25 protein-coding genes are annotated in these 25,670 nt (G+C 54.6%); 12 read left to right on the top strand and 13 right to left on the bottom strand.

Annotated elements, in window-relative coordinates; translation table 11 throughout:
- The first annotated feature begins 9 nt into the window (after positions 1–9).
- The 3 genes from CPA50_RS01900 to CPA50_RS01890 all read left to right on the top strand — a co-directional run bounded on the left by CPA50_RS01900 (position 10) and on the right by CPA50_RS01890 (position 3,128).
- Positions 10–750: a 16S rRNA (uracil(1498)-N(3))-methyltransferase gene (locus tag CPA50_RS01900; protein ID WP_096780794.1), complete on the top strand. Its 741-nt coding sequence runs from the start codon at positions 10–12 to the stop codon at positions 748–750.
- Positions 747–1,976 carry a DUF445 domain-containing protein gene (locus CPA50_RS01895; RefSeq protein WP_096780793.1) on the top strand — a complete coding sequence of 410 codons (1,230 nt, stop codon included), beginning with the start codon at positions 747–749 and terminating at the stop codon, positions 1,974–1,976. The genes CPA50_RS01900 and CPA50_RS01895 overlap by 4 nt, the downstream gene beginning before the upstream one ends.
- A 111-nt stretch (positions 1,977–2,087) precedes the next feature.
- Entirely contained in the window at positions 2,088–3,128 is a 1,041-nt protein-coding gene (locus CPA50_RS01890; RefSeq protein ID WP_096780792.1) for an HDOD domain-containing protein, read from the top strand.
- On the opposite strand, the gene CPA50_RS01885 is transcribed toward CPA50_RS01890, so the two are convergent.
- The gene (locus tag CPA50_RS01885) at positions 3,106–4,440 is read right to left on the bottom strand and encodes a YihY/virulence factor BrkB family protein (protein ID WP_096780791.1); all 1,335 of its coding nucleotides are present in this window, start codon (positions 4,438–4,440) and stop codon (positions 3,106–3,108) included. The two genes, CPA50_RS01890 and CPA50_RS01885, sit on opposite strands and share 23 nt — an antisense overlap.
- Before the next feature lie 196 nt (positions 4,441–4,636).
- Between CPA50_RS01885 and CPA50_RS01880 the strand changes: the two genes are divergently transcribed.
- Positions 4,637–5,887, top strand: a complete 1,251-nt coding sequence (locus tag CPA50_RS01880; RefSeq protein ID WP_096780790.1) for an OmpP1/FadL family transporter — start codon at positions 4,637–4,639, stop codon at positions 5,885–5,887.
- Positions 5,888–5,928: 41 nt separating this feature from the next.
- On the opposite strand, the gene lpoB is transcribed toward CPA50_RS01880, so the two are convergent.
- From lpoB to CPA50_RS01860, 4 genes are all read right to left on the bottom strand, one after another.
- Entirely contained in the window at positions 5,929–6,531 is a 603-nt protein-coding gene (gene lpoB, locus CPA50_RS01875) for a penicillin-binding protein activator LpoB (protein ID WP_096780789.1), read from the bottom strand.
- A 12-nt stretch (positions 6,532–6,543) separates the two neighbouring features.
- Positions 6,544–6,933: a YcfL family protein gene (locus CPA50_RS01870; RefSeq protein ID WP_096780788.1), complete on the bottom strand. Its 390-nt coding sequence runs from the start codon at positions 6,931–6,933 to the stop codon at positions 6,544–6,546.
- A 62-nt stretch (positions 6,934–6,995) separates the two neighbouring features.
- On the bottom strand, positions 6,996–8,471 hold the full coding sequence (locus CPA50_RS01865) for a COG3014 family protein (protein ID WP_096780787.1): 1,476 nt from the start codon (positions 8,469–8,471) through the stop codon (positions 6,996–6,998).
- Positions 8,472–8,524: 53 nt separating this feature from the next.
- Entirely contained in the window at positions 8,525–9,460 is a 936-nt protein-coding gene (locus tag CPA50_RS01860; RefSeq protein WP_096780786.1) for a D-2-hydroxyacid dehydrogenase, read from the bottom strand.
- 75 nt (positions 9,461–9,535) lie between these two features.
- Between CPA50_RS01860 and tmpT the strand changes: the two genes are divergently transcribed.
- From tmpT to CPA50_RS01835, 4 genes are all read left to right on the top strand, one after another.
- Complete coding sequence (gene tmpT, locus CPA50_RS01855; protein WP_096780785.1) at positions 9,536–10,189, top strand: thiopurine S-methyltransferase; 654 nt, start codon at positions 9,536–9,538, stop codon at positions 10,187–10,189.
- Positions 10,190–10,427: 238 nt separating this feature from the next.
- Positions 10,428–12,350, top strand: a complete 1,923-nt coding sequence (locus tag CPA50_RS01845; RefSeq protein WP_096780783.1) for a PrkA family serine protein kinase — start codon at positions 10,428–10,430, stop codon at positions 12,348–12,350.
- 29 nt (positions 12,351–12,379) lie between these two features.
- Positions 12,380–13,675, top strand: a complete 1,296-nt coding sequence (locus CPA50_RS01840) for a YeaH/YhbH family protein (protein ID WP_096780782.1) — start codon at positions 12,380–12,382, stop codon at positions 13,673–13,675.
- Positions 13,672–15,231, top strand: coding sequence for a SpoVR family protein (locus tag CPA50_RS01835; protein WP_096780781.1), 1,560 nt, complete (start codon positions 13,672–13,674; stop codon positions 15,229–15,231). The genes CPA50_RS01840 and CPA50_RS01835 overlap by 4 nt, the downstream gene beginning before the upstream one ends.
- Here the strand turns inward: CPA50_RS01835 and CPA50_RS01830 are convergent.
- The 3 genes from CPA50_RS01830 to CPA50_RS01820 are packed head-to-tail and all read right to left on the bottom strand — an operon-like array spanning position 15,220 to position 17,614.
- Entirely contained in the window at positions 15,220–16,581 is a 1,362-nt protein-coding gene (locus tag CPA50_RS01830) for a sensor histidine kinase (RefSeq protein ID WP_179397131.1), read from the bottom strand. The genes CPA50_RS01835 and CPA50_RS01830 overlap by 12 nt on opposite strands.
- Complete coding sequence (locus CPA50_RS01825) at positions 16,578–17,249, bottom strand: response regulator transcription factor (RefSeq protein WP_096780780.1); 672 nt, start codon at positions 17,247–17,249, stop codon at positions 16,578–16,580. The genes CPA50_RS01830 and CPA50_RS01825 overlap by 4 nt, the downstream gene beginning before the upstream one ends.
- Positions 17,246–17,614 (bottom strand): PepSY domain-containing protein, encoded by a 369-nt coding sequence (locus tag CPA50_RS01820; RefSeq protein WP_096780779.1) that lies wholly within the window; start codon positions 17,612–17,614, stop codon positions 17,246–17,248. The genes CPA50_RS01825 and CPA50_RS01820 overlap by 4 nt, the downstream gene beginning before the upstream one ends.
- A 182-nt stretch (positions 17,615–17,796) precedes the next feature.
- Here CPA50_RS01820 and CPA50_RS01815 point away from each other — a divergent pair, with 182 nt between their 5' ends.
- Entirely contained in the window at positions 17,797–18,258 is a 462-nt protein-coding gene (locus CPA50_RS01815; protein WP_096780778.1) for a hypothetical protein, read from the top strand.
- Here the strand turns inward: CPA50_RS01815 and CPA50_RS01810 are convergent.
- Genes CPA50_RS01810 through CPA50_RS01800 form a run of 3 tightly spaced genes read right to left on the bottom strand, consistent with a single transcriptional unit; the run spans position 18,255 to position 20,259 of the window.
- Positions 18,255–18,986: an LrgB family protein gene (locus tag CPA50_RS01810; RefSeq protein ID WP_096780777.1), complete on the bottom strand. Its 732-nt coding sequence runs from the start codon at positions 18,984–18,986 to the stop codon at positions 18,255–18,257. The two genes, CPA50_RS01815 and CPA50_RS01810, sit on opposite strands and share 4 nt — an antisense overlap.
- A complete protein-coding gene (locus tag CPA50_RS01805; RefSeq protein WP_096780776.1) occupies positions 18,979–19,359 on the bottom strand; it encodes a CidA/LrgA family protein in 381 nt (126 codons plus the stop codon). Before CPA50_RS01805 ends, CPA50_RS01810 begins: the two co-directional genes overlap by 8 nt.
- Positions 19,360–19,374: 15 nt before the next feature.
- Positions 19,375–20,259, bottom strand: a complete 885-nt coding sequence (locus CPA50_RS01800; RefSeq protein WP_096780775.1) for a bile acid:sodium symporter family protein — start codon at positions 20,257–20,259, stop codon at positions 19,375–19,377.
- Between the two features lie 180 nt (positions 20,260–20,439).
- On the opposite strand from CPA50_RS01800, the gene CPA50_RS01795 reads away from it, so the two are divergent.
- On the top strand, positions 20,440–21,882 hold the full coding sequence (locus CPA50_RS01795; RefSeq protein ID WP_096780774.1) for a WS/DGAT/MGAT family O-acyltransferase: 1,443 nt from the start codon (positions 20,440–20,442) through the stop codon (positions 21,880–21,882).
- A gap of 39 nt (positions 21,883–21,921) precedes the next feature.
- Here CPA50_RS01795 and CPA50_RS01790 read toward each other — a convergent pair whose 3' ends face one another.
- On the bottom strand, positions 21,922–22,359 hold the full coding sequence (locus CPA50_RS01790) for an RrF2 family transcriptional regulator (RefSeq protein WP_096780773.1): 438 nt from the start codon (positions 22,357–22,359) through the stop codon (positions 21,922–21,924).
- A 28-nt stretch (positions 22,360–22,387) separates the two neighbouring features.
- Positions 22,388–22,756: a YbaN family protein gene (locus tag CPA50_RS01785; protein ID WP_096780772.1), complete on the bottom strand. Its 369-nt coding sequence runs from the start codon at positions 22,754–22,756 to the stop codon at positions 22,388–22,390.
- A 195-nt stretch (positions 22,757–22,951) separates the two neighbouring features.
- Between CPA50_RS01785 and moaA the strand changes: the two genes are divergently transcribed.
- Both moaA and CPA50_RS01775 read left to right on the top strand, forming a co-directional pair.
- Positions 22,952–23,944 carry a GTP 3',8-cyclase MoaA gene (moaA, locus tag CPA50_RS01780; protein ID WP_096780771.1) on the top strand — a complete coding sequence of 331 codons (993 nt, stop codon included), beginning with the start codon at positions 22,952–22,954 and terminating at the stop codon, positions 23,942–23,944.
- 97 nt (positions 23,945–24,041) lie between these two features.
- On the top strand, positions 24,042–25,655 hold the full coding sequence (locus tag CPA50_RS01775) for an FAD-dependent oxidoreductase (protein ID WP_096780770.1): 1,614 nt from the start codon (positions 24,042–24,044) through the stop codon (positions 25,653–25,655).
- Positions 25,656–25,670 lie beyond the last annotated feature (15 nt).

Here is a 25,670-nt window from a genome sequence, read left to right as displayed (position 1 = left end):
TAAACACGCATGCGCATCCCCAGAATTTATACCGATTCGCCACTGAGCGAAGGAAACCACGCAGATCTGGATGAAAACGCAGCCCAGCATGTTGGCCGCGTATTGCGCATGCAGCCCGGACAGGCACTGAAGCTGTTCAACGGCGACGGTCAGGATTACCCGGCCACAATCACCGAAGCGGGCAAGAAGCGCGTAGAAGTTCTTGTAGGAGCACCTGAAGCCAAGCACACGGAATCCCCCTTACAGGTCACCCTTGGCCAGACGCTCTCCAAGGGTGATCGTATGGATTACGCCATTCAGAAAGCTGTGGAGATGGGCGTATCGTGCATAGTGCCGCTAACCACTGAACGCTGTGAGGTAAAACTCAAGGGTGACCGTGAAGACAAGCGTCTGCGCCACTGGCAATCCATTGCAGTGAGCGCCGCAGAACAGTGCGGCCGGGCACGGGTACCTGAGGTCATGCCGGTTATGAACCTGGAACAGTGGTTTGGGCACAGCCGTGACTGCGACCTGCGCCTCGTCCTGCATCACCGCACTGAACAGTCGCTGGCGTCCATGGACAAACCGGCACATGTCGCACTGATGATTGGGCCCGAAGGCGGCCTCACTGCAGAGGAAATTGCCCGCGCGGAGAAGGAGGGGTTCATGCCTGTCGCTCTGGGCCCAAGAGTGCTGAGAACTGAAACCGCACCGGTAGCCACGCTGGCTCTTTGCCAGTGGTTGTGGGGAGATATCGGGAGCCGGGAATGACCGATCTGCTCTCCAACCCGGAATTCTGGCAATACCTCAGCATCCCCGTTATTGCCGCATTCATTGGCTGGACCACCAACTGGCTTGCCATCAAAATGACCTTCTACCCTCTGGAGTTCGTAGGCAAGCCTCCTTTGCTGGGCTGGCAGGGTATTATTCCCTCCAAGGCCAGCAAGATGGCCGCTATCAGCGTGGATGCGACCATCTCAAAGATCGGCACCGTACGGGAAATCTTCCAGCAGATTGACCCCAAGGTCCTCGCTACCCACATCGTCTACTCTGTCGACCCTCGTATAGAAGAATACGTCGACGAACTGATGCTCAAAGAGCATCCAACATTATGGGAAAATCTCCCGGCCTCCGGCCGGAGGCTGATCTACGAACGGGTACGGAAATCCACGCCAAGACTGGTCGACAACCTGATTGACGACATCGCGGACAACGTTGAAGACCTTCTTGATATCAAAGGCATGGTGATTGAACGTCTCGCCGCCGACAAACAGCTGCTGAACCGGATTTTCCTGGAATGCGGCGAAGCCGAGTTCCGCTTTATCGTGAATTCCGGCTTCTACTTCGGCTTCCTGTTTGGTCTGATTCAAATGGCTGCCTGGTACTTTTATCAGAACTGGTGGGTACTGCCTGTCTTCGGCCTCCTGGTTGGCTGGGCAACCAACTGGATTGCGCTGAACGTTATCTTCCGCCCCCTGCACCCCAAAAAAATCGGAAGCTTCTGCATTCAGGGCCTGTTTCTGAAGCGGCAACCTGAAGTTGCGGAATCTTTCTGTCACATAGTGACCCATGAAATCCTCACGGTGGGCAATATCATCAGCGCCATACTGGAAGGCCCTGAAGGTGAGCGCGCCCGTAGCATGGTAAGAAAACACATCAAACCGCTCGTAGATGAAACTGCCGGCATAGGTAAAGCGCTTACCCAGGTAGCCATTGGCCCGGCCGGTTTTGCCGCACTCAAGAATCAGGTTGGGGAGAAGGCCGTAGCACTGTCAAAAACCTCCTTTAATAGCCCGGTGTTTGAGACAGATCGTGCCCGCGCTGTTGAGTCTATTATGGTGGAGCGCATGGTTGCGCTTTCTTCCGAAGAGTTCCAGGAACTGCTTCGCCCCTGTTTTCAGGAAGATGAGGTCAAGCTGATCCTGGTTGGCGCAACTCTGGGGTTTGCGGCAGGTGTCTGCCAGCTCGTCTTCGTATTCGGCGGCGCACTGTTCTGAATAGTTTACTGGCCGCAGCCGGTTTAGTCTGTGCAAGCCTGCGGCGGACATCTATACTAAAGTTTTCGTGGACACGTACCTTTTCACGACTGGCTGACCCGGAGGCAACGGATGCCAGGTTTCTTTTCCTGGATTACAGGCTTTTTCAAAACAGAAAAACCATCTCCTCCTCCGGTTTCTGAGGCGAGGTTATTCAATCCTGCGAAAACTTCAGAGCCAGGCGAAACTCCAGACGTTGCACAGACCCTGACACTGCAGCTTGAAGAAAACCTTTTCTGCTGGCTTCTGGATACTGAGCCTTCCAAACTGAACACGGAGCGGCCTTCATCGAGCACTGCTCTTGATGAGCTGCATTCCCGTCTTATAAACAACACCATGGAAGAAGTCCCCAGGCGGCCCATGACACTGCCCATGCTGATGAGAGTACTCTCTGATGAAGGGGCTGACCGCCAGAAGCTGACTGAAATTATTCTTGGCGACCCCGCGCTGACGGACCAGATTCTGCAGGTTGCCAACAGCCCCTATTTCCGGACTGGTGAACATACTATTGAGTCCGTCGACCAGGCCGTATTTGTTCTCGGAATGAATGGCATCCGGAGTGTGATTGCTGCCGCGGTTATGCGCCCGATGATGGCCGCGCGTAACAGCCGGGAGGCATTGTTTGCACAGCGAGCCTGGCGCTGGGGTCTCACTTGCGCCCGTGCTGCCGAGTTTATAGGCAAACTCCGTAAAGAGGACACAAGCGCACTCTTTACTACCGGGTTACTGCCGGCACTGTCCTACATAACAATCAGCAGGGAACTTCAGCACATTTGCCGGGCCCAGCGTGGTACTGGCGACCCTGACACTACGCTGATTACCAAGGCACTCACACGATATCAGTGGATGGCCTGCCAGCTGATCGCAAGTGAGTGGAACCTGCCTCCCAAGTACCACGCTTATCTAATGGAAGCAGAGCGCCCCGCCCCGGATCAGGTGCAGACAACCCTGAGTGACGGCATGGTTATTGGCACCCGTGAAGTATTACGCCACGCTCACCAGAGAAATCTGCCTGAGGAAGATATTGCTAAAATCGTCCACCTGACCCAGGAACAGATCGACCATGTACGTAAAGCTCTGAAAGCTGTTCTCAGCGAGGGAGCCCGGAGCTGACCTCTGAGTCCGGGCTGCCTTTAAGGAGTCTCGCGAAGGTCGTAAGTTCGTTCTTGCGATCTCCCTCCAGCAACTCGGCAGGAAACACGGGAGGCAACCTGTCAACAACCCGGTCCTCATCGCGGCGCACCGCCTGAAGCACATCACCTATCGTAATAAGATCCAGAGAGCGCCCCGGCACAAGCTGATCGCCCTGCTTGCCTGCCAGTGAAAGCAGGCCCGCCCGAATCAACTTGTCACTGACACCCCGTGTAACTTCACCTGGCACCCGCAACGCCTGCTCCAGAGCTTCCTGCTGTGGTGCTTTCGCGCCTTCACTGAAGGGACGTGCCACCAGCCAGACCATAGCCAAAGCAACTTTTTCCTGCAGCTCCGGGGCCAACTGAACATGGGTGCGCTTAGCCACCGCGCCAGGGTTTTGCAGGTAGAACGCCAGGCTTGCGCCCAGAAGAAGAATCATCCAGTTCAGGTAGATCCAGATCAGCATGATAATACCAATCGCAAAACTGGAATAAATGGCGGCGTACTTGGCTGAACCCGCCACAAAAGACGCGAACAGCATTCCACCTGCCTGCCATGAAACGCCGGCAACCAGGCCGCCAATAAAGGCATACCTCAGTTTCACCCGGGTGTTGGGCATGAACACATAAACGAAGGTGAAGGCACCTACCACGAGAAAAAAGGGTGTAAAACGACTCGCCACCAGAATCAGTGACCCGAATGGCTCTATGGCTATGAGAGCCTGAACAAAGGACGATGAAAATATCGTCGCGCTGGCACCAATGGCCGACACCATCAGCAGTGGCCCGACCATGATAACGCTCAGATAGTTACTGAACCTCTGAGCGACTGAACGCATCTCCGGCACCCGCCAGATCATGTTGAACGACCGCTCGATTTTCTGTACCAGCGAAACCACGGTGTAAACCAGTAAAGCCAGGCCTACCGAGCCCAGAACCCCCACTTTCATATTGTCCACAAAGCCAAGGATACGTTCGGCCATTTCAACGCCTTCCGGGCCCATGGGCTGGAAGAACTGGAACAGAAAAGGTTCCATGCGCTGGTGAACACCCAGAGCTTTCAGTACTGAGAAACTCAGTGCCAGCAAAGGCACAATACTGAGCAACGTGGTGTAAACCAGGCTCATGGCATGCAGGGTCAGCTGCCCACTGATCACGTCACGCATCAGTGCGTATGCGGAGCGCCCTACCTTGTAAAGCCAGGTCCAGGGCCAGGTCTTTGGCGGGTTCGGGTTTGCAAGAATCCAGGTTTCTGCAGCCTGAAGCCGCTCTTTGAATTGGAAGGAAGCCACTTTAGATCCTGTTGTTCCTGTTTTGTTCAGATTATCAGTTAGATATCCGATATACGCCAAGTATGACTGATTAACAGCTTTTTGCGAGGCGACGCACTCAATATAACCATATGGATATTTGTTACTTCCTCTTATAACCAAAGACCTGTAAAAAGACAGCTATCAACGATATGACGCTTAACTGAATGGGTTTTACATGCGCATCAATCTGGCTCTGGGAGTATTCGCTCTCGCCACACTCGCTCCAACCACCGCACTGGCAACCAATGGCTACCTGAGCCACGGTTACGGCACCATCAGCATGGGCATGGCGGGTGCGGGTTCAGCTTTATCCCAGGACAGCATGGCTGCAGCTACCAACCCGGCAGGTATGGTTTTTGTGGGCAACCGGATTGACGGTGGCATCGAGGTATTTTCTCCAAGGAGAGAATATTCAGTTGATGGCCCCCTGTCGCCGCCGCCCGCGTTTTCTCTTCAGCCAGGCACTTATGAAAGCAGCAAGAACGGCTTTCTCATCCCCCACTTCGGTTTTAACCGTGAACTCTCGGACACAACTGCCTTCGGTGTTTCCGTGTTTGCCAACGGGGGCATGAACACAGATTATTCCGGCGATAACGGCGGCACCTTCTATGGTGGCCGCGCCGGCGTTAACCTTGAACAATTGTTCATAGCTCCAACTGTGGCCTGGGAGTTTGCTGACAATCAGGCCATCGGCATTTCGCCGATCATTGCCTACCAGCGTTTTTCTGCTGAGGGCCTGCAAAGCTTTGCTCCATTTTCGTCCGATGCCAGCGCCCTTTCAGGCAACGGCACCGATGATGCCTGGGGTTATGGCTACCAGATCGGCTGGCAGGGTGAAATCACAGACACACTTCGTGGCGGCATCAGCTGGCGTAACATCGTGGAAATGGGAGAGTTCGACAAGTACCAGGGACTGTTCGCCGAGCAGGGTGATTTCGACATTCCACAAATGTTCAATGCCGGCATTGCCTGGTCAGGTATTCAGAATCACTGGATCCTGCTGGATATCCAGCATATCCGATACAGTGAAATCAACAGTGTCGGCAACCCTGTAATGCCCATCACACCCGGATCTCTGGGAACAGACCAAGGTGCCGGGTTCGGCTGGGACGACATGACCATCGTAAAGCTGGGATGGCAGTGGCAACAGTCTCCTGACCACGCCTGGAGAGCTGGAGTCAGCTACGGAGAAAGCCCGATCTCCAGCGAGGATGTTTTGCTCAACATCCTTGCCCCGGGTGTTCAGGAATGGCACTTCACAGGCGGTTTTACCCACGGGTTCAGCGAGAACCTGGAACTGTCGGGAATGGCCTTCTTCTCACCGGCAAAAACCGTTACCGGCACCAACCCGCTGGCTCCAGACCAGACAATCAGCCTGGAAATGTATCAGGTTGGTGCTTCCGCCAGCCTGGGCTGGGCGTTCTGATCGCACCGGTTAACACAAAGTGCTGACAGCTTCTTCCCTGACTACCAGGAAACGGAGCTGTCAGGGCCACGTTTGATGATGGGCGTTTCACCTTCCCAGACAGCCAGACCGGATGCCAGATCTGTCAGCGACAACTGGATGTAATATTCTACCTGCTGTTCTTTACCCACCTTGTGATTACGCTGCAGAATTTTCCCGGAAAGACTCAGGTCAGGCGCCTGAAGTGTACCTTTGCGCTGCACACCAGACTGGTCAAATTCCCCGGAATCACGCAATTCACGTGCCTTCATGGTCATTTCATCTTCTGCGCCATTGAGGCCTACCGCTGTAGTGGTCACAACCTTTCCTGACTGCAGAAGGGATACGCGGATTTTCTTGGTGAGCTGATCGGTATCGATGCGTTGCATGGTGTCGTTGGTAATACGACTGACCACCATGACGTAACGACCGCCGTCCGGGTTATTCACCGCACCGCTGGCCAGCATGTCTTCAACCGCATCCGAGGCCGCTTTTTCAAAATCCCTGTAATCCATGGTCATGGCGACCGGGCCATCATCGGCGGCCGGATCAATATAACGGGCGGGGGCAGCACAGCCGGCGATAACAGCAAGGCTGGCCGAAATGGCAATGGCACGTATCAACATTGGAGCGTCCTTCTATTTGGGTTCACGGAGGTGCAACTGGTAACTGGTTACGCGGGCATGCGGGGCCGTGGCACTGAAGTAACGCACCTGTCCGGTCAGCAGAGTTGCTTTCCGGTAACCCTCACCAACGCTTTTAACAACCATGCCACTGTCATCAAACCAGGTCACTTTCCACGCAAGCTCGGCGTCTGATCTTGCTTCCACCGCAAACTGGACATGCAGCAGGCTGTTCCCGTCGGATTGCACCAGGCGTTCCTCAAAGAGCTCGGTAACCGCCATGGTGTAGACCACTTCCGGATCTACCTTCAGGTTTTGTCTCTCGCTCAACGAGCGGGTTTCCGGCTGTGAGGCACAACCGGCCAGGCCAAGAACCAGCAAGCTGGCCAACAGAAGTATTTTCATAATGTGTGTCCTGCCTCTAGCTATGTTGACGATAAAATCTGTAAACAACCTGTTTTCTCACCTCATTCGGGCATGCGCGTTAATGTAGCTTCGGTTTTCCCCTGCAAATCCAGCATGATCACCGTGGCCGGGGCCTTCAGCGTCGGGCGCTTAACATAAACCAGTGTGAATGCTTGTTGTGGTATATCCAGGTTACCCAATACGTCTCCCCGGTGATCCAGCAAGGTTATCTTTCCGTTCTCCGGACGACTGATGCGCGTTGCCTCCCAGTGGTCAGGAAGTCCCTGCCAACTGCGCAGATCAGCCTGGGTTGTTGCTGCAGCATAGGCCGCTGCAAACAACTGCCCCCAGGGGCCAAACTGATCCGCAGCCTCGCTTTGGAGAATCGCTTTGCTTATCGCAGACGCCACAGCCCTCGCGAGTATGCCCGTAAACCTCTCTTGCATCTCAGTACGGATAACCTTGCCCATATCCGAGATTTTCTCAGTCTGCACCACCTGACCGGAGGCATCGGCCACACCGAGACCACCAGGCACAGCGGAGCGCTCAGTATACTCCGGTAATGCGATACCAACATAAGCTGGCGCCTGCCGGGTTCCACGCACAATGAACAGGGGTACGTCCAGCCGCACCTCCTTCAGTACTGGCCCCAGGCCATTTTCATAAATAATCCATACCTGGGGAGGCAGGTCCTTCAGTATCTGTGTGCCAGAGGCGAGACGGGTCGCCAGTTCTGCATCAGCCTGCAGTACCCTGCTTTCCGGGGTCATCTGTGCAGCGCGGGAAAGTGATGTGGCCGCCCGTTCATAATCAGCGCTATCTTCAGCATTGGCAAGAAAGTAGATACCGTGAAGATAGGTACTTGAAGGCACGATGAATTCAGGGAAAACAGACCAGCCTGAAAGCGCGCCGTACTGACTGTTAACAGCGGACTGGAGACTGCGGTTGTCAAGGCTGTTGCGAACCATCAGGGCTTTCTGGTTCCCGCTCCGGGCATCCCGTTTCAGGGCAGCCTGCTGTTCTTCGATTTCCTTGCGGAAAAAATCAACAGCGCGACGGGTCCGGTCGTCGGCCCGGTTAAACTCTACCCGGGCGTATTCCGTATTGCCCGAAGCCAGAAACGCCAGCCCTTTGTAGGTATTCACCAGAACAGCCTCAGACATCAGCGCTTCATAGTCCCGCACTGAATCATTAACCATAACGGACATCAAGCCTTCCGTAGCACTCGCAAGGGCCCCTTCAGTATCCAGGTATTTCATACCCTCTTCGGCCAGGTCATACGCTTTAACAGCGTCATCATAACGACCCGTCAGCAGGTACATTTCACCCTGATGCAGTAATTCAAGCAAGTGTTTGCGGGAATCGACCGGCTTCTTCTCAGACCCGCCGAAGCTCATGGCCTTCAGCGCGGAATTGTAGTCACCACTTGTGTAAGCTGAATTAAACGAGGCCAGCTGGTCACGCTGCTGGAACGACGAACACCCGGAGATAAGGATCACCGAGATCGCTGCAAAAATCACATTCCAGTTTTTTTTCAAACTACAGTTCCTTGCAAACCGGCATCCTCTGCCAGGGGCTCCTCACTGACACATCAGGAAACAGAAGCAAGATTTCGCGCTGTAATTTCCACAATCCGCTGCCTCGCCTCACGGCTTGCCCAGGCAGAGTGCGGGGTAATGATGAGGTTCGGGATATCACCTGCCAGCAGAGGGTTGCCCCTGCGCGGAGGTTCTTCAGTCAGCACATCAAACCCCGCACCACCAATAATGCCTGCGCGCAGTGCCGTTGCAAGGGCATCTTCATCCACCAGCCCACCACGGCTGGTATTAATCAGCAGAGCGTCCGGTTTCATCATCTGCAACTCTCGGGTACTGATCATGTTGCGGGTTTCATCTGTAAGCAGACAATGGAGAGAAAGAACATCCACCTGCGGCAAAAGCTCATCCAGCGGGATTCTGGGATATCCGCCCACCTCTCCCGGCTCCTGCCCCGGGCGGGCGCCCAGCAGTATGTTCATGCCGAAGGCCCTGGCCCTTTCGGCAACACCCTGACCGAGATCTCCGTAACCGACAATACCCAGAGTGCGGCCTTCCAGCTCCATGATCGGGTGATTCATCAGGCAGAACATGTCACTTTCAGCCCAGCGCCCGGCCCGGACATCACGATCGTAATCCAGCAGACGGGTTGCCAGTGCCAGCATCAGAGCCATAGTGTGCTGCGCCACCGTTGAGCGGCCGTAATTCAGCACATTCAGCACGCGGATGCCGTGCTCTTTCGCCGCCGCCTGATCGATATTGTTCAGTCCTGTGGCCACCACAGCAATGGTTTTCAGCTCCGGGCAATTCTCAAAATGCTCCCGTCCAAGTACAACCTTGTTAACCAGCAGGGTATCAAAGCCACGAATCCGCTCCGCTACCTGGTCTGCTGAGGTTGCATCATATTTCACCAGGGTGCCGGTAACACTCTCAAGCGGAGCAAGATCAATATCCTGGCCAAGCGTGGCCGTATCAAGAAACACAGCTTTCATACTTTTCTCCTTCATCAATACTGCACGAGATTAAGGTAGACTGAATTAAACGTCCAAATACAAGAGAGCGGAAACATGGAACACGAATTCTGGCACGAGCGCTGGAGCAAAAAAGAAATTGGCTTCCACGAAGGCACCGTCAATCAGTATCTTCATGACCACTGGCCAGAACTGTCCGGCGGTGGCACTGAAAGCGTATTTGTCCCGCTATGCGGTAAAGCTCACGATATGTGGTGGCTGAATGACCGCGGGCACCCTGTCCTGGGCGTGGAACTGAGCGAAATCGCCTGCAAGGATTTCTTTGAAGAAGCTGGCGAAAAAGCCATGGTTCATCCGGGCGAGCCTTTCACAACATTCCGGCATGATAACCTGGAACTCTGGTCCGGCGACTTCTTCCAACTGGCCCCCGATGATCTCAAACATATCCGTCTGGTGTATGACCGGGCGGCTCTCATCGCCCTTCCCCAGCCCATGCGCAAAGATTACGTAGAGCATCTTACGGCAATTCTTCCCGAGGGCACCAGAATCCTGCTTATTACTCTGGACTACAAAACCAGAATCACGCCACCGCCGTTCAACGTCAGCGATGAAGAAGTCCGGGAGCTCTATTCTGCTGACTATGATATTGAGCACATCCTTACCAACACCCTCCCCAGTGATCACATGTTCACTAAACGCAAAGGCCTGATCGGCGCTACAGAGAGCGTATTCCGGCTCACAAAACGCTAGTTCCGGAGCCCGGCCGGTAACATTATTTAATGAACCTTAACCATTCGCTGCCTGTCCAATCTGATGACCGTGAACTAAGCTCAGATTGAACAGGCCGGAATCCGACACAGATCGTGACTGGCTGAAAAAACCATTCCACCCATTAACCAACAAGCGATTCGCCTGCATGGCGACCGTATCTTTAACGGGGATATTGCGTGTACTGAAAAACTGAATAGCAGCGAGCGAGGGGCTACCCATGAACATACTGCAGCAGTTCAAAAACCGGTATGAAAGCACCCAGGAAGAAGAGTACAGTCTCGAAGAATACCTCGATATCTGTAAAAAGGATCCCACGGCCTACGCAACGGCCGCAGAACGATTACTGATTGCCATCGGCGAACCCGAACTTGTCGATACCTCCCGTGACACCCGCCTGTCACGCATATTTTCCAACAAAATCATCAAACGATACCCGGAGTTTGCAGAATTCTACGGCATGGAAGAAGCCGTGGAGAATATAGTGTCGTTTTACCGGCATGCAGCCCAGGGCCTGGAAGAAAAGAAACAGATTCTATACCTGCTGGGGCCTGTTGGCGGTGGCAAGTCGTCACTGGCAGAAAAGCTCAAGTACCTGATGCAGAAGGTACCCTTCTACGCGATCAAGGGTTCTCCGGTAAACGAATCACCTCTGGCACTTTTTGATCCCGGCGAAGACGCAGCCATTCTGGAAGAAGAATTTGGCATTGCCTCCCGCTACCTGAAATCCATCATGTCGCCCTGGGCCGTAAAGCGCCTGCATGAATATGGCGGCGACATCAGCCAGTTCCGGGTTGTAAAAAAATATCCCTCGGTTCTGGATCAGATAGCTGTATCCAAAACCGAGCCGGGGGACGACAACAACCAGGATATTTCGGCTCTGGTGGGCAAGGTAAACATCCGCATGCTGGAAGACTATTCCCAGGATGACCCGGATGCCTACAGTTTCAGTGGCGGCCTGTGCAAAGCCAATCAGGGGCTGATGGAGTTTGTGGAAATGTTCAAAGCGCCCATCAAGGTGCTGCACCCCCTGCTGACGGCTACTCAGGAAGGTAACTACAACACCACAGAGGGCATGGGATCTGTACCGTTTGACGGCGTGATTCTTGCCCACTCCAACGAATCGGAATGGCAGACCTTCCGCAACAACAAGCACAACGAGGCATTCCTTGACCGGGTTTATATCGTCAAGGTTCCCTATTGCGTGCGCGTGACGGAAGAAATCGAGATCTACAAAAAGCTGCTGAAAAACAGCTCTCTGGCTGGTTCACCCTGTGCTCCGGACACACTCGACATGCTGGCCCAGTTTTCGGTGCTTTCACGCATCAAGGAACCGGAAAACTCCAGTATTTTCTCCAAAATGCGGGTCTACGATGGCCAGAACATAAAAGACACAGATCCCAAAGCCAAATCCATTCAGGAGTACAGGGACGCCGCTGGGGTTAATGAAGGCATGGACGGGTTATCTACCCGGTTTGCGTTCAAGATTCTCTCCAAGGTGTTCAACTTTGATACAACAGAAGTGGCCGCCAACCCTGTGCATCTGCTTTACGTGATTGAAAAGCAGATTGAGCAGGAGCAGTTTGCTCCGGAAATCCAGGAGCGTTATCTGCGCTTCATCAAAGAATTTCTGGCGCCGCACTATGTTCAGTTCATCGGCAAGGAAATCCAGACAGCCTATCTGGAAAGCTACAGCGAATACGGCCAGAACCTGTTCGACCGCTACGTAACCTATGCTGATCTGTGGATTCAGGATCAGGAGTTCAGGGATCCGGAAACCGGTGAAATTCTTGACAGGTCTTCAATCAATGAAGAGCTTGAGAAAATCGAAAAGCCGGCTGGCATCAGCAATCCCAAGGACTTCCGCAACGAGGTGGTCAACTTTGTGCTGCGGGCCAGGGCTAACAACCAGGGCCAGAATCCGTCCTGGCTGAGCTACGAAAAACTGCGCAGCGTGATCGAGAAGAAAATGTTCTCCAATACGGAAGACCTGCTGCCGGTTATTTCATTCAACCCCAAAGCCAGCCAGGAAGATCAGAACAAGCACAAACAGTTCGTTGAACGCATGGTCGACCGGGGTTACACAGAGAAGCAGGTGCGTCTGCTGGCAGAGTGGTACCTGCGAGTTCGCAAGTCTCACTAGCAGAACCCGGATTTGCAGGAGTATAAATTATGGGCATGACCCACATCGTCGACCGACGGCTGAACGGAAAAAACAAGAGTGCGGTGAACCGGGAGCGGTTTTTACGCCGCTACCGGCACCATATCAAAAAGGCGGTTTCGGATGCGGTACACCGGCGTTCGATAACCGATCTCGAACATGGGGAAAAGGTCAGTATTCCTTCACGGGATATTGATGAGCCTGTATTCCATCACGGCCAGGGTGGGCATCGTGAAATGGTGCACCCGGGCAATCAGGAATTTGTAGCTGGCGACCGGCTACCCAGGCCCGAAGGTGGTGGCGGCCAGGGCCAGGGGCAAGGGCAGGCCAGCCCGGATGGTGAAGGCATGGATGAGTTTGCCTTCCAGATTACTCAGGAAGAGTTTCTGAATTTTCTGTTTGATGATCTGGAACTCCCGAACCTCGTCCGTAAAAAGCTCAAGGACACAGAAACCTTTAACTATGTACGTTCCGGGTTCAGTACCCAGGGAGTGCCCGCCAAACTGGACGTAGTGCGTTCATTACGCGGTGCCCACGCCCGCCGCCTGGGCCTGGGTGGAGCTCGCAGGAAGAAAATACGCGAGATGGAGGAACAGCTCGCAGCCCTCAAAGCGGCACCTGAGGAACTGGATGCGGCATTCAGTCATGAAGACCAGATCAAGGCACTGGAAGACGAAATAGCGCGGCTGAAAGCTAATGTGAAGCGAATTCCGTTCATCGATGAAATTGATCTGCGCTACCGCCAGCACCTGAAGCAGCCCAAACCGGCAACCAGCGCTGTTATGTTTTGCCTGATGGACGTATCCGGCTCCATGACCCAGATGCACAAAGATACAGCCAAGCGCTTTTTCCTGTTGCTGTACCTGTTCCTGAAAAAGAACTATAAAAAAATCGACGTGGTTTTCATACGTCACCACACCAGTGCCAAGGAAGTGGACGAAGAGGAATTTTTCTATTCCCGGGAAACCGGCGGAACCATTGTGTCCAGCGCGCTGAAGCTGATGCACAGAATCATCGAATCCCGCTACTCTCCGGCGGAGTGGAACATCTACGCGGCTCAGGCCTCCGATGGCGACAACTGGAACGACGACTCTCCGGTGTGTGGCAAGCTGCTTACCGAAAGCATTCTGCCTCTGGTGCAGTATTTCGCCTATGTGGAGATTACGCCTCAGGATCACCAGATGCTCTGGCACGAATATGAACAGGTGCAGGCACGTTTCCCAGAGAGCTTCGCTCAGCAGCAGATAGCTGATCCCAGCGAAATCTATCCGGTATTCCGGCAGCTTTTTGAGAGGAAAGCCGCATGAGCAATATACCCGGTCATTCTGCCACTCAGGGCAGCCAGGTCCCTGCGCCACGTGTACCCGTATCCACTGGCTCGGAATGGACGTTCGATCTGATCCGCCAGTACGATGAGGAAATTGCAAAATGCGCGGCCGAGTTCGGTCTGGATACCTACCCGAATCAGGTTGAAGTGATCAGTGCCGAGCAGATGATGGACGCCTACAGCTCTGTTGGCATGCCAGTAGGCTATAACCACTGGTCGTTCGGCAAGCAGTTCCTCAGCACTTCCAAAGGTTATCAGCGCGGGCAGATGGGCCTTGCCTATGAAATCGTAATCAACTCCGACCCCTGCATTGCCTATCTGATGGAAGAGAACACCCTGCCAATGCAGGCTCTGGTCATTGCCCACGCATGCTATGGTCACAACTCGTTCTTCAAAGGCAATTACCTGTTCCGCACCTGGACAGATGCCAGCGCCATTATCGATTATCTGGTGTTTGCCCGGAATTATATTTCTGACTGTGAGCAACGCCATGGTGTAGATGCGGTTGAGGAAATACTGGACTCCTGTCATGCGCTGATGAATCACGGCGTTGACCGCTACAAACGACCCGCTCCGATTTCTGCGGAAAAGGAGGCACTGCGTCAGGAGGAACGGGAGGAATACCTGCAGCGCCGGGTGAACGATCTCTGGCGCACCATTCCTAAACCAGACAACGACGAAGACCCTGCAAACCGCAAGCAACGCTACCCGGAAGAACCCCAGGAAAACATTCTGTATTTCATGGAGAAAAATGCCCCCCTGCTAGAGACCTGGCAAAGGGAGGTCATCCGGATTGTGCGCAAGCTGGCCCAGTACTTCTATCCGCAGCGCCAGACACAGGTAATGAACGAAGGATGGGCCACTTTCTGGCACTACACCCTGCTCAACAGGATGTATGAGAAAGGCCTGGTAACAGACGGCTTCATGCTGGAGTTCCTGCAAAGCCATACCGCCGTGGTGTATCAGCCTCCGTTTAACAGCCCATGGTATTCCGGTATCAATCCATACACTCTGGGGTTCTCCATCTTCACCGACCTGCGCCGGATCTGTGAGTCACCCACCGACGAAGATCGCGAGTGGTTCCCCGACATTGCCGGCTCTGACTGGCTAAAAACCCTGCATTTTGCCATGGGCAACTTCAAGGACGAGAGCTTTATCCAGCAGTTCCTGTCACCAAAAGTCATGCGTGATCTGAAACTGTTTGCCATTGAGGACGATGATCAGGAAGACAGTTACAAGGTAAGCGCCATCCACGATGAGCCGGGTTATCGGGAGCTTCGGGAGAAGCTGGCCCGCCAGTACAATCTCAGCTACCGGGACCCCAACATTCAGGTGTGGAACGTGGATGTGCGCGGAGATCGCTCGCTGACGCTCAGGCATGTTCCCGTAGACAGGGTGCCACTGGGCAAGGATACGGAAGAAGTTCTGCGCCATGCGCACAGGCTTTGGGGCTTTGATGTGCATCTTGAAAGCGTCGACGAAGGCACACTGAAGGGCGAGTACCACTGCCCGCAGAAACCGCCGTCAGCCTCCTGATGGCGGTCGTGTCAGAGGTATAGTGACCTCGGCAAGCAAACCGCCTTCAGTGCTGCTGTCCAGCCTCAGGCTGCCACCGTGCAAAGCGGCCAGTTCTGCGACAATTGCCAGCCCCAGCCCGGAACCGGATCTTGCTTCATCCAGGCGACCTCCCCGGCTCAGTGCCTCCTGGCGGGTTTCCGGCGACATGCCCGGCCCGTCGTCAGATACACTGAGCAACAGCAGGCTGCCTTCAACAGTACCCGTCAGGCTAAAGGAGCTTTGGGCCCAGTTGATCGCATTTTCCAGCAGATTTCCCACAATTTCCTGCAAGTCCTGAGCGTCGATCCTTACCCGGAGCAGCGGCGGCAATTCACTTCGAAATACCAGATTTCGCCTGCCGGCCAGGCGCCGGACACCCTCAATTACTGGCTTGAGCACCGCCACAATATCCTGCTCGGCTCCCAGGGCTACAGGCCCTGCCGCAGAAGCACGGGCAAGATGGTGCCTTACCGCTTCGTCCAGACGCTTCAGCTCTGACCGCATTGCCATTTGCTGTTCTTCCGGCAAGCGTTCCGCAAGGGTGGTCAGCACTGCAACCGGTGTTTTCATAGCATGAGCCAGATTACCAGCTGCAGTCCTGCCCCGTGCAATCAAACGCTGATCCCTTTCCAGTACGGTATTGATCGCTTCAGCCAACCGGTTTAGTTCGCTGGGCAAGCCGGTTTCCACAGATGACTGCCGGCCCTGCTCAACCGCCTTCAGGCTTTGTTCAATACGGCGCAAGGGTGCCAGCCCCCAGCGGATCTGCAATCCGGTAAGAACGATGAGCAAGCCGCCGAGAGTCATCATCGACAGCCACAACAAAGTCTGGAACCGGGCAACCTGCGCCTCTACTTCACCCAGATCAGCGGCAACCTGCACATGCAGAACACCATCAAACCCGGGAAGCCGGATATCCCGCTCCAGCAACTGTAAGGGCTTGTCCCTGGGGCCGGTAATCCTGCGAAAAGCCATACCGGGCTCATTGGAGACCACGAGCCTCTGATCCCAGAGTGAGCGCGAAGTAAGTACCCGCTCACTGCCATCACTGACCTGCCAGTACCATCCCGAGAACACCTGGTCAAAGCGTGAATCGCCCAGCTGCCGGCTAGTCACCAGAGCATCCTGCCGGACATCGTAACTGACCCCGGCAATCACAACATTGAGCAGGGATTCCAGCCGTTCGTTGAAGGCCGTATTCACCGCCTCCCTGAAATTCCACGATAAAAGAACCCCGGCTGCGGGTAAAACCAACAACACCAGAACCAGCGCCGATACCAGCATACGCGTAGCAATAGGGAGCCGGCGCAACCGTTCTGTCAGTCTCATGAGGCCTCGTTATCCGCCGCCATCCGGTATCCCTGTCCACGCAGGGTTTCAATGCTTTTGCTGCCCAGCTTTCGCCGCAGGCGGCTGACCTGAACATCAATTACATTGGAATCCGGTTCCGCGTCGCCGTCATACACATGCTCGGTCAGCTCTGCACGGCTGACCACACGCGGTGCAGCATGGACAAGATGGGAAAGCAGCCGGAGTTCCTGAGCCGTCAGGGAAACCGGCATACCAGCCCGGGTCACCTGGGCGCTGTGGGTATCAAGAGAAATATCACCCACCCGGATAACCGGGTGAGCGTGGCCATGGGCACGGCGTACCAGCGCCCTCAACCGGAACAGGATTTCTGCGGTTTCGAAAGGCTTGGTGACATAGTCGTCGGCCCCGGCAGAAAACCCGGCGGCTTTATCTGACCAACGCTCCCGAGCCGTCAGAATCAGCACTGGCAATTCGATACCCTGCTCACGCCAGGAAGACAACCATTGAGTACCATTGCCATCAGGCAACCCCAGATCCAGTACAACCGCATCATAGCGTTCGGTACTGACCAGAAAATCTGCCGTGCGGCCATCACCCGCAATTTCCACCAGCAGACCGGCATCTTCAAGCGACGAAGCAAGCCCGAGTGCAAGCGGCTTATCGTCTTCGACCAACAGAATCTTCATTGGCGTTTCATTCCGTTGATATCGTTACCCTCAATACCGATAAGTTCCCCGGTTACCGCATCCACTTCAAACTCAACCACCTGCCCTTCTGGCCCGAGCAACTCGATCTCATACAATCTCCGGCCATCATCTTCCTCAAAATCCACATCGATTACCTGCCCCTCCCAGTCGCGTAGCAGGCTATCCAGAATGTCTCCAAGGGGTTTTATTCTGCCCGCCTGAACTTCCTCATGGAGTTTGCGCCAGTCGTCGTCAGCAGATGCCGGCGCAGCTGCAAAAAAGCACAGGGCGGCCACAAACGCCACCGCGATGAATGCGGAGGTGGGGATAACCAGTTTGAACAGATAGCAGGGAAGACTTTTCATGGATTCATTCTGTCAGAGCCAACATGAATGAACCATGAACGAAACACTCACCCTCCTGCAAGCCGCCCTTGCATAAGATGCTCTCAACGTCCGGGGTGGCTCATCTGAAAGCATGCCCCAAGGGACGTATGCAAGTAATCAGGAATTTATACCGAAAGAACGGAAGTTCAGGAGAAATAACCATGAAAATGATCACTGTAACCGCACTCACAGCCGCCCTTATTGCAGCCCCTCTGGCCCAGGCATCCGGAACCATTGACGACGCCAGGCGTGCCGTCCAGATCGGATCGGACTATGGTATTTCGCACTTCCACAGCGTTGAACTGGAAGATGACCGCAGTGATGACGGAAGCATGGAAATTGAAGGCTGGGTCGATGGGGAGTGGTATGTAGAACTCGACGTTAACAGCGATGGAACCATCCGCAAGGAAGAACGCCGCAAGCGCAAAGACGGCCCCTGGGGCATGTCTTCCGCCGAAACCCTGGGCTATATTGATGCCAGTGCAGACCAGGGCTTGAACCGGATCGAGGAAATCCAGGTCAGCGCCAATGGCGAAGTTGAAGTGGAAGGCGACAATGCCGACGGTCGGGAACTGGAAATCGATTTCCGTACCGGCAGCATGGAACCCACCAAGGTGGATTAAAACAGCACCTCAATCCAATCCACCATCCAGGGCACTATAAGTGCAGTCGCAAATGCGGACAGCGCCATAGCCAGCCCGGAGAAGGCACCCATGCGACTGCTTACCTGAAACGCCCGCGCAGTGCCTATGCCATGGGCAGAAACGCCCATGGCAATACCTTTGACGGCATCATCTTTTACGCCAATCCACTCAAACAGTTTTGTACCCAGAACAGCGCCGATAATCCCGGTGGTCACCACCAATACAGCTGTCAGCGAGGGCAGGCCTCCGATTTTTTCGGAAATGCCCATGGCCACAGGCGCAGTAGCTGATTTCGGGGCCAGAGACATCTGTATCTCCAGAGACCCACCCAGGAGTCGCGCCAGCAAAACCGAGCTGCCTGCCGCGATTCCAACGCCACAAATCAGCGATACAAGAACCGGCAGCCACAGTTGCCGTAATCTTGAAAACTGCTGATAAAGCGGCACGGCTAAAGCCACGGTGGCAGGCCCGAGCAGGAAGTGCACAAACTGCCCACCAGCAAAGTAATCCTCATAGGAGACACCGGATACAAGCAACAGCGCGATCAGCATGGCCACCGACGTAACCACAGGATTAGCCAGTGGGCTGCCCCCGGTTTTCAGGTAGAACCGGTACGCCAGCCCGTACGCGACCAGCGTGACAGTCAGTCCCAGCAAAGGGGTTGCCGAAAGATAAACCCATATATCCTGCAACCCGGGGTTATTCATCGCTTTGCCCCTTCGCCGCCGATGGTTTTACAAACCAGCGACTGGTCTGCTGCATGATCAGGGCCGTGGCAACCATCGTAATCACTGTGCTGAACAACAGGGCGAGTGTAATCGGCAGCCATTCTTCCGCGATCCGGCCAAAGTGCGTCATCATGCCCACACCGGCGGGAACAAACAGCAATGACAAATGGCTGAGTAACGCTGTAGAGGCTTGTTCAACAGGTTCTGCCGCCCGCCCCCGGACCATCATGGTGACAAACAGCATCACCATACCCAACACAGGCCCGGGAATCGGCAACCCTAACAGGCGCACGATAATCTCCCCTGCCAGCTGATATACCAGCAGCAGGGTGATTCCGTTGAGAAACTGCATGAACCTTTCCTCCCATCATTTAACAACAGCAGAGCTGGCTTTTGGAATAATTCGCCGGCCGTACATGGCGAGCAGAAACCCGATCGGAAACATCAGAACACCGTATACGGCAGCAGGTATGGACATGGAGCTGGATTCCAGCAACGTCAGTGTCACCATCAGGGCAATGGTACCGTTTTTTACCCCGAGCTCTACTGCAACCGCAAGGGACTCTCTCTGCGTCAATCCAGTGGCCCTGCCGGCAAGCAAGCCAATAAAAATACCGGCTGCGTTCAACAAAAGAGTTGCCGGCCCGGCCTGCTTCAGCAACTCCCAGAACTGATCCCGGACGCCGTATACGAGCACCGCAATCAACAGCGCCAGTACAACACCGCCAAACACGCTGACGGCACTCTCCGCCTTGCGCGCTAACTCAGGCTTACGGGCCCGCACGAACATGCCGACCGTTACCGGGAAGAGCACAATACCAGTCAGCATACCGATGGTTTTCCACACCGGGAGCACAATATTCTCTTCCGTACCCATATAGAACTGAAGCGCGACATTGGTATACAGGGGCAGAGTGAGAATAGTAATCAGGCTGGCACTTACTGTCAGCACAATAGACAAGGCAATATTGCCCCTGGCAAGCAGAACGAACAGGTTTGAAGTGGTTCCTCCAGGGCATGCCGCTATGATAACCAGACCAACTGCAATGGCCGGCGGCACCGCCAGCATAGACGCCAGGGCAAAAGCCACCAGAGGCATCAAAACAATCTGGGCGACAGTACCGACAATCATGCCTTTGGGATAAACCGCCACCTGACGAAAGTCACGTACGGTCAGAGTCATTCCTATACCAATCATGATGATAAACAGCGCGATTGGCAGTCCTGCAGAGATAAGCGGGCTGGATTCCACAGAGCCTCCGGATGTTGTTGTTTTTGTTAATTCATTGTCCTGAACCTAGCACAACCGCCACCTGCTGTTCCGATATTTTTTACATCGGTGATCGTTTGCAAAGACAGTACCCCGTATACTTTCAATCAATAATTATAAAGTCCCACTTTCACGCACAAACCGGAAAGAGGTACAAATGGAATGAAACGCCTGGGAACACTTGATGCCTCGTGGCTGGCTGTAGAATCAGAAGATACGCCGATGCATGTGGGCACCCTGCAGATTTTTTCATTGCCGGAAGGCGCCCCTGATACTTTCCTGCGTGACATGGTCAACAGCATGAAAGAAACCGGGGATGTCGCCCCGCCCTGGAGTTACAAACTGGCATGGTCCGGTTTCCTCGGCCGGCTGCTGGTCCCGTCCTGGAAAATCGACAAGAGCATCGACCTGGACTACCACGTGCGCCACTCTGCTCTGCCCAAACCGGGAGGGGAGCGGGAGCTCGGTATACTGGTCTCCCGCCTGCACTCCAACCCTCTTGATTTTTCCAGGCCTCTCTGGGAATGCCACGTCATTGAAGGGCTGGAGAACAACCGGTTTGCGCTATACACCAAGATGCACCACTCAATGATTGACGGCATCAGCGGCGTACGCCTGCTGCAACGAGTCCTGAGCACCAGTCCGGACGAACGGGATATGCCTCCCCCCTGGTCGGTAAAGCCACAAAGCCGGCGAGGAAGCAAAACTGATTCAGAAGCCACCGTTCCTGCAGCGTTCTCCCAGGCTCTGGATGCTCTCAAAGTGCAGGCTGATATGGCCCCGACTCTCTGGCGGGCAGGAAGCCGGCTCGTACACTCTGTGCGACACCCGGAAGACGGACTGACCGCGCCATTCACCGGGCCCGTCTCGAAAATCAACCACAGGGTAACCGGTCAGCGCCGGCTGGCCACTCAGCATTATGAACTTGAACGTCTGAAAGAACTGGCACGCGTATCCGGCGCCTCGATGAACGACATTGTTCTCTACCTCTGCGGTACAGCGCTGAGGCGCTTCCTGCTGGAGCAGGACGATCTTCCGGATACTCCGTTGACAGCAGGCATTCCTGTCAACATCCGGCCGGCGGATGATCAGGGCACAGGCACACAGATCAGCTTCATGATTGCCTCCCTTGCCACAGACGAGGCAGACCCTCTTACCCGTTTACAGAACATAAAATCATCCAGCCGTCGGGCGAAGGAACACCTTCAGAAACTTCCAAAGAGCGCTCTGAACCAGTACACCATGCTGCTGATGTCGCCTTATATCCTTCAGCTGATGTCCGGTCTTGGCGGGCGCATGCGGCCTGTGTTCAACGTGACCATATCCAACGTGCCCGGGCCCCAGAGAACACTGTATTACGAAGGTGCCAGGCTTGAGGCCATGTATCCGGTTTCGCTGATCGCCCACGGCGGAGCTCTGAACATCACCTGCCTGAGCTATGCGGGATCTCTGAACTTCGGATTCACCGGGTGCCGGGACACCTTGCCCAGCATGCAAAAACTGGCTGTTTATACCGGCGAGGCGCTGGACGACCTGGAAAAACTGATTCTTCCGCCCAAGCCAAAACCCAAAAAAGTGCGGGCAAACAAAAGCGGAACAGTATGAGCCCGAAGCCATACCAGTAAGGCCCGCGGCCAGGGACGGTCAGGCGATCTGCAACAGCCTCAGTAGCTGAGGCTGGTACTGGTCCTTTATGACATCTTGCAGGGTGTACTTGTCGAGCACCGACAGGAACGCCTGCAAGGCTTCTCCGAACATAGATTTAAGGCCACAAACCGGAGTGATTTTGCAGGTATTCTGGGACGAGTGACATTCAACGATACTGAGATCATGCTCGGTTTCCCGCACAAGAACCCCCACATTGATATCTTCCGGCGCCATCTGCAGCCTCATTCCACCTTTTTTCCCTCGTACCGTTTCGATATAGCCTTTCTTGTTGAGCTGATGCACCACCTTCATAAGATGGTTCTTGGAAATATCGTAGCTGTCTGCAATTTCCTGAATTGTGGACAGGCCATCACCCTGCCCTGCCAGATAAATAAGCACGCGCAGAGAGTAATCCGTGTAACGGGTAATGTGCATTCAAAACTCCAGTTGTTCAGTAAAACCGTCAGTACGAAGGTCGGGTCAGCAAATAGCCCGCTACGCCAAGCAGAAATATTCCCGAGGCGGCAAGCACCATTGCAGCGGCTCCGGCAACGAAGAGAAGCCCCCAGCTCAGCGCCATCATGCTGCAAGCGAGCACTTTGGCCTTTACCGGTATGACCCGGTTCCGGCGCCAGTCTCTGATGGCGGGCCCGAACGAGGGATGTTCTTCAAGCCAGCTGGCGAATGCCGGCGATCCCTTACTGGCAAAAAAAGCCGCCAAAAGGACAAAAGGAGTAGTCGGCAACAAAGGCAGAACTACACCGATTGCCGCGAGTCCCAATGATATATACGCAAGAATTCTGAAACCCATTTTACCGGATTGCGCGACCATAGCGCACACCTCAGCTTTGTTTAATCCTTCATCCAGTATACCTCTATTCAATGAACAGGTCTTGCAAGACGATTCAAACAACCCGACCCGGTTGGTTTACCCCGCGAGGGGTATCGGATTCACCGTTTTATTCTGCGATACTTGCGCTATCATCAATCCGTAAACGCATAATCAGCAGTTACAGGAAACAAACAGATGTCCCAGAGCAAACTGACAGACCGTTTTGGCAGAACCGTCAATTACGTACGCCTGTCCGTTACCGACCGCTGCGACTTCCGTTGCGTATACTGTATGGCGGAGGAGATGACCTTTTTGCCGAGGCAACAGGTCCTGACACTTGAGGAAATCGCTCGGGTGGCCAGAACATTCGTTTCTCTGGGTACGGAAAAAATCCGTCTTACAGGCGGTGAGCCGCTGGTTCGCAAAGATATTATCGAACTGGTGAAAGAGATCGGCACCTACGGCCTGCGTGACTTCGCCATGACCACCAATGGCAGCCAACTGCCCACCATGGCGGAACCCCTTCGTAAAGCAGGTCTGAAGCGGCTGAATATCAGCCTGGACTCCCTGGATCCGGAAAAGTTCGCAAGTATCACCCGTACCGGGAAACTGTCCCGTGTGCTTGAGGGTATAGACGCTGCCAGAGACGCCGGATTCAAAGGCATCAAACTGAACACTGTCGTGATGAAAGGCGGGAACGACCATGAGATTCCGGACCTTGTAGAGTTTGCCCGCAAAAAAAATATCGACATTACCTTCATAGAAGAGATGCCCCTGGGTAACATTTCAGAGCACGATCGTGGGCAGGCTCTGTGTACCAGTGAAGAAGTGCGCGACATTGTCCGCCAGAAGCACGACCTGATTCCGACACCTGAAGACTCCGGTGGCCCGGCCCGTTATTACCGGATGTCAGACAGCACCACCAAAGTGGGCTTTATTTCACCCCACTCCCACAACTTCTGTTCCACCTGTAACCGTGTGAGATTGACCGTTGAGGGCCGTTTACTTCTCTGCCTGGGGAATGAGCATTCTGTTGACCTGCGCCGGGTTCTGCGCAGCCACCCGGTAACAGACGACAAACTCCGGCAAACCATTATCGACTCCATGGACCTCAAGCCTGAGCGCCACCACTTTTCCGCAAACGGCGACGTCCAGATTCTTCGATTCATGAATATGACGGGAGGCTGATCCCCACTTCTGACCTCTGTCATTGTGCTGGTTTGATGGAGAGCCAGGCATTAAGCTCTGATACAAACAAACAATAAAAATGAGCCGATAACGAGCCATGCATACCTATAAAACCGAAGTTGCAGTAATTGGTGCGGGCCTCGCTGGAATAGCCACGACGCTGGAACTCCTGGATTTCAACATACCGGTAGTACTGCTGGATGGTGCACCTGGCGGCAAACCCGGAGGCCAGGCCAATGATGCCTTCGGTGGCATGCTGCTGAGCAGCACACCTGAGCAGGCCCGAAACAAAATCAAAGACTCCCCGGAACTGCTACTTTCTGACTGGCACAATGCGGCCTGCTTCAGCGCCGAAGACCATTGGCCAAGGCTCTGGGCTGAGCTCTATGCAGAGCAGAACCGGCCTGCGATCTATGACTGGCTGAAACAACGAGGCATCCGCTTCTTCCCCTCCGTGCAGTGGGTTGAACGAGGCTTGTATGGCAACGGCAACAGTGTCCCCCGCTACCACATAGCCTGGGGCTGCGGCCGGGGGGTGGTGCAAACCTTGTTGCAGCAACTGGAATCTCACCCCAACCGAAAGCAACTCACTCTTCTTCATAATCACAGGGTTAATACCCTTGACCAGAGTGATGGAAAGATTACCGGGTGCCAGGGCAGCATCAGCAATGAACCTCGCACTTTCTCTGTTTCCGCTACCCATACTGTGGTCTGTACCGGCGGAATAAACGGCAACCTCGACAAGGTTCGCCAGCACTGGGACCCCTGCTATGGCCCGGCTCCAGACAACCTGCTTAGTGGCTCCAGCCCGGATGCAGACGGCGCCATGCACGATGAAGTTACCAGAGCGGGCGGGCGTGTCGTCAATCTCAACCAGATGTGGAATTACGCAGCAGGCGTTCGTCATCCGGAACCCGCCTTCCCGGACCACGGCCTGAGCCTTATACCTCCACGATCCGCACTCTGGATGGATCGCCATGGCCGCCGGATTGGGCCCATGCCGCTGATTACCGGTTTCGATACACACGATCTCTGCAAACAGATAGGCAACCTCCCCGGCCAGATTTCCTGGCAGGTGATGAACTATCGGATTGCCGTGCGGGAACTTGCCGTGTCGGGCACCGACACCAATCCGGATTTTCGCGATGGCAAACTGCATCGCGTAATCTGGAACACCCTGCGCGGCGGAGATCCTGCCCTGGTGGACTGGCTTCTGAACTGCTGTCCGGATGTTGTCAGCGCTAACTCACCTGAGGAACTTGCGGGGAAGATGAACCATGCCGCAGGCAATCAGGATGTTCACGCAGACGACATGATTAACGATATCCGCACCTATGACAGCAATATAGCCCGGGGTAAAAGACTGCAGAACGACGACCAGATACGCAGGCTGGTACAGCTGAGAAACTGGCTGCCAGACAGGTTTCGCACCTGCAACCTGCAACCTGTTCTGGACCCGGGGGCGGGCCCGCTGATTGCTATTCGTGAACAGCTGATCAGCCGGAAAAGCATGGGTGGTATGCAAACAGACACTCACTCCCGCGTACTCAGCCACACCGGAAACGCCATTCCCGGGCTCTATGCCGCAGGCGAAGCCACAGGGTTTGGCGGCGGCGGAATCTCCGGTATAAGATCTCTGGAGGGCACGTTTCTCTCCAACTGTATTCTTAACGGCAGACGGGCAGCTCAAAGCATTGCCGGCCGCCTGTGAAGACCACCATGCATC

The sequence above is a fragment of the Marinobacter sp. ANT_B65 genome (assembly GCF_002407605.1).
In the GTDB taxonomy this organism is placed as follows: domain Bacteria; phylum Pseudomonadota; class Gammaproteobacteria; order Pseudomonadales; family Oleiphilaceae; genus Marinobacter.
This window is presented reverse-complemented; position numbering and strand designations above follow the sequence as displayed.

Excerpts from the sequence above, each read along its gene's own strand:
- CPA50_RS01900 (WP_096780794.1), top strand. The coding sequence starts at position 10 with ATGCGCATCCCCAGAATTTATACCGATTCGCCACTGAGCGAAGGAAAC.
- CPA50_RS01895 (WP_096780793.1), top strand. The coding sequence starts at position 747 with ATGACCGATCTGCTCTCCAACCCGGAATTCTGGCAATACCTCAGCATC.
- CPA50_RS01890 (WP_096780792.1), top strand. The coding sequence starts at position 2,088 with ATGCCAGGTTTCTTTTCCTGGATTACAGGCTTTTTCAAAACAGAAAAA.
- CPA50_RS01880 (WP_096780790.1), top strand. The coding sequence starts at position 4,637 with ATGCGCATCAATCTGGCTCTGGGAGTATTCGCTCTCGCCACACTCGCT.
- lpoB (WP_096780789.1), bottom strand. The coding sequence starts at position 6,531 with ATGTTGATACGTGCCATTGCCATTTCGGCCAGCCTTGCTGTTATCGCC.
- CPA50_RS01870 (WP_096780788.1), bottom strand. The coding sequence starts at position 6,933 with ATGAAAATACTTCTGTTGGCCAGCTTGCTGGTTCTTGGCCTGGCCGGT.
- CPA50_RS01860 (WP_096780786.1), bottom strand. The coding sequence starts at position 9,460 with ATGAAAGCTGTGTTTCTTGATACGGCCACGCTTGGCCAGGATATTGAT.
- tmpT (WP_096780785.1), top strand. The coding sequence starts at position 9,536 with ATGGAACACGAATTCTGGCACGAGCGCTGGAGCAAAAAAGAAATTGGC.
- CPA50_RS01845 (WP_096780783.1), top strand. The coding sequence starts at position 10,428 with ATGAACATACTGCAGCAGTTCAAAAACCGGTATGAAAGCACCCAGGAA.
- CPA50_RS01840 (WP_096780782.1), top strand. The coding sequence starts at position 12,380 with ATGGGCATGACCCACATCGTCGACCGACGGCTGAACGGAAAAAACAAG.
- CPA50_RS01835 (WP_096780781.1), top strand. The coding sequence starts at position 13,672 with ATGAGCAATATACCCGGTCATTCTGCCACTCAGGGCAGCCAGGTCCCT.
- CPA50_RS01830 (WP_179397131.1), bottom strand. The coding sequence starts at position 16,581 with ATGAGACTGACAGAACGGTTGCGCCGGCTCCCTATTGCTACGCGTATG.
- CPA50_RS01825 (WP_096780780.1), bottom strand. The coding sequence starts at position 17,249 with ATGAAGATTCTGTTGGTCGAAGACGATAAGCCGCTTGCACTCGGGCTT.
- CPA50_RS01820 (WP_096780779.1), bottom strand. The coding sequence starts at position 17,614 with ATGAAAAGTCTTCCCTGCTATCTGTTCAAACTGGTTATCCCCACCTCC.
- CPA50_RS01815 (WP_096780778.1), top strand. The coding sequence starts at position 17,797 with ATGAAAATGATCACTGTAACCGCACTCACAGCCGCCCTTATTGCAGCC.
- CPA50_RS01810 (WP_096780777.1), bottom strand. The coding sequence starts at position 18,986 with ATGAATAACCCCGGGTTGCAGGATATATGGGTTTATCTTTCGGCAACC.
- CPA50_RS01805 (WP_096780776.1), bottom strand. The coding sequence starts at position 19,359 with ATGCAGTTTCTCAACGGAATCACCCTGCTGCTGGTATATCAGCTGGCA.
- CPA50_RS01795 (WP_096780774.1), top strand. The coding sequence starts at position 20,440 with ATGAAACGCCTGGGAACACTTGATGCCTCGTGGCTGGCTGTAGAATCA.
- CPA50_RS01790 (WP_096780773.1), bottom strand. The coding sequence starts at position 22,359 with ATGCACATTACCCGTTACACGGATTACTCTCTGCGCGTGCTTATTTAT.
- CPA50_RS01785 (WP_096780772.1), bottom strand. The coding sequence starts at position 22,756 with ATGGTCGCGCAATCCGGTAAAATGGGTTTCAGAATTCTTGCGTATATA.
- moaA (WP_096780771.1), top strand. The coding sequence starts at position 22,952 with ATGTCCCAGAGCAAACTGACAGACCGTTTTGGCAGAACCGTCAATTAC.
- CPA50_RS01775 (WP_096780770.1), top strand. The coding sequence starts at position 24,042 with ATGCATACCTATAAAACCGAAGTTGCAGTAATTGGTGCGGGCCTCGCT.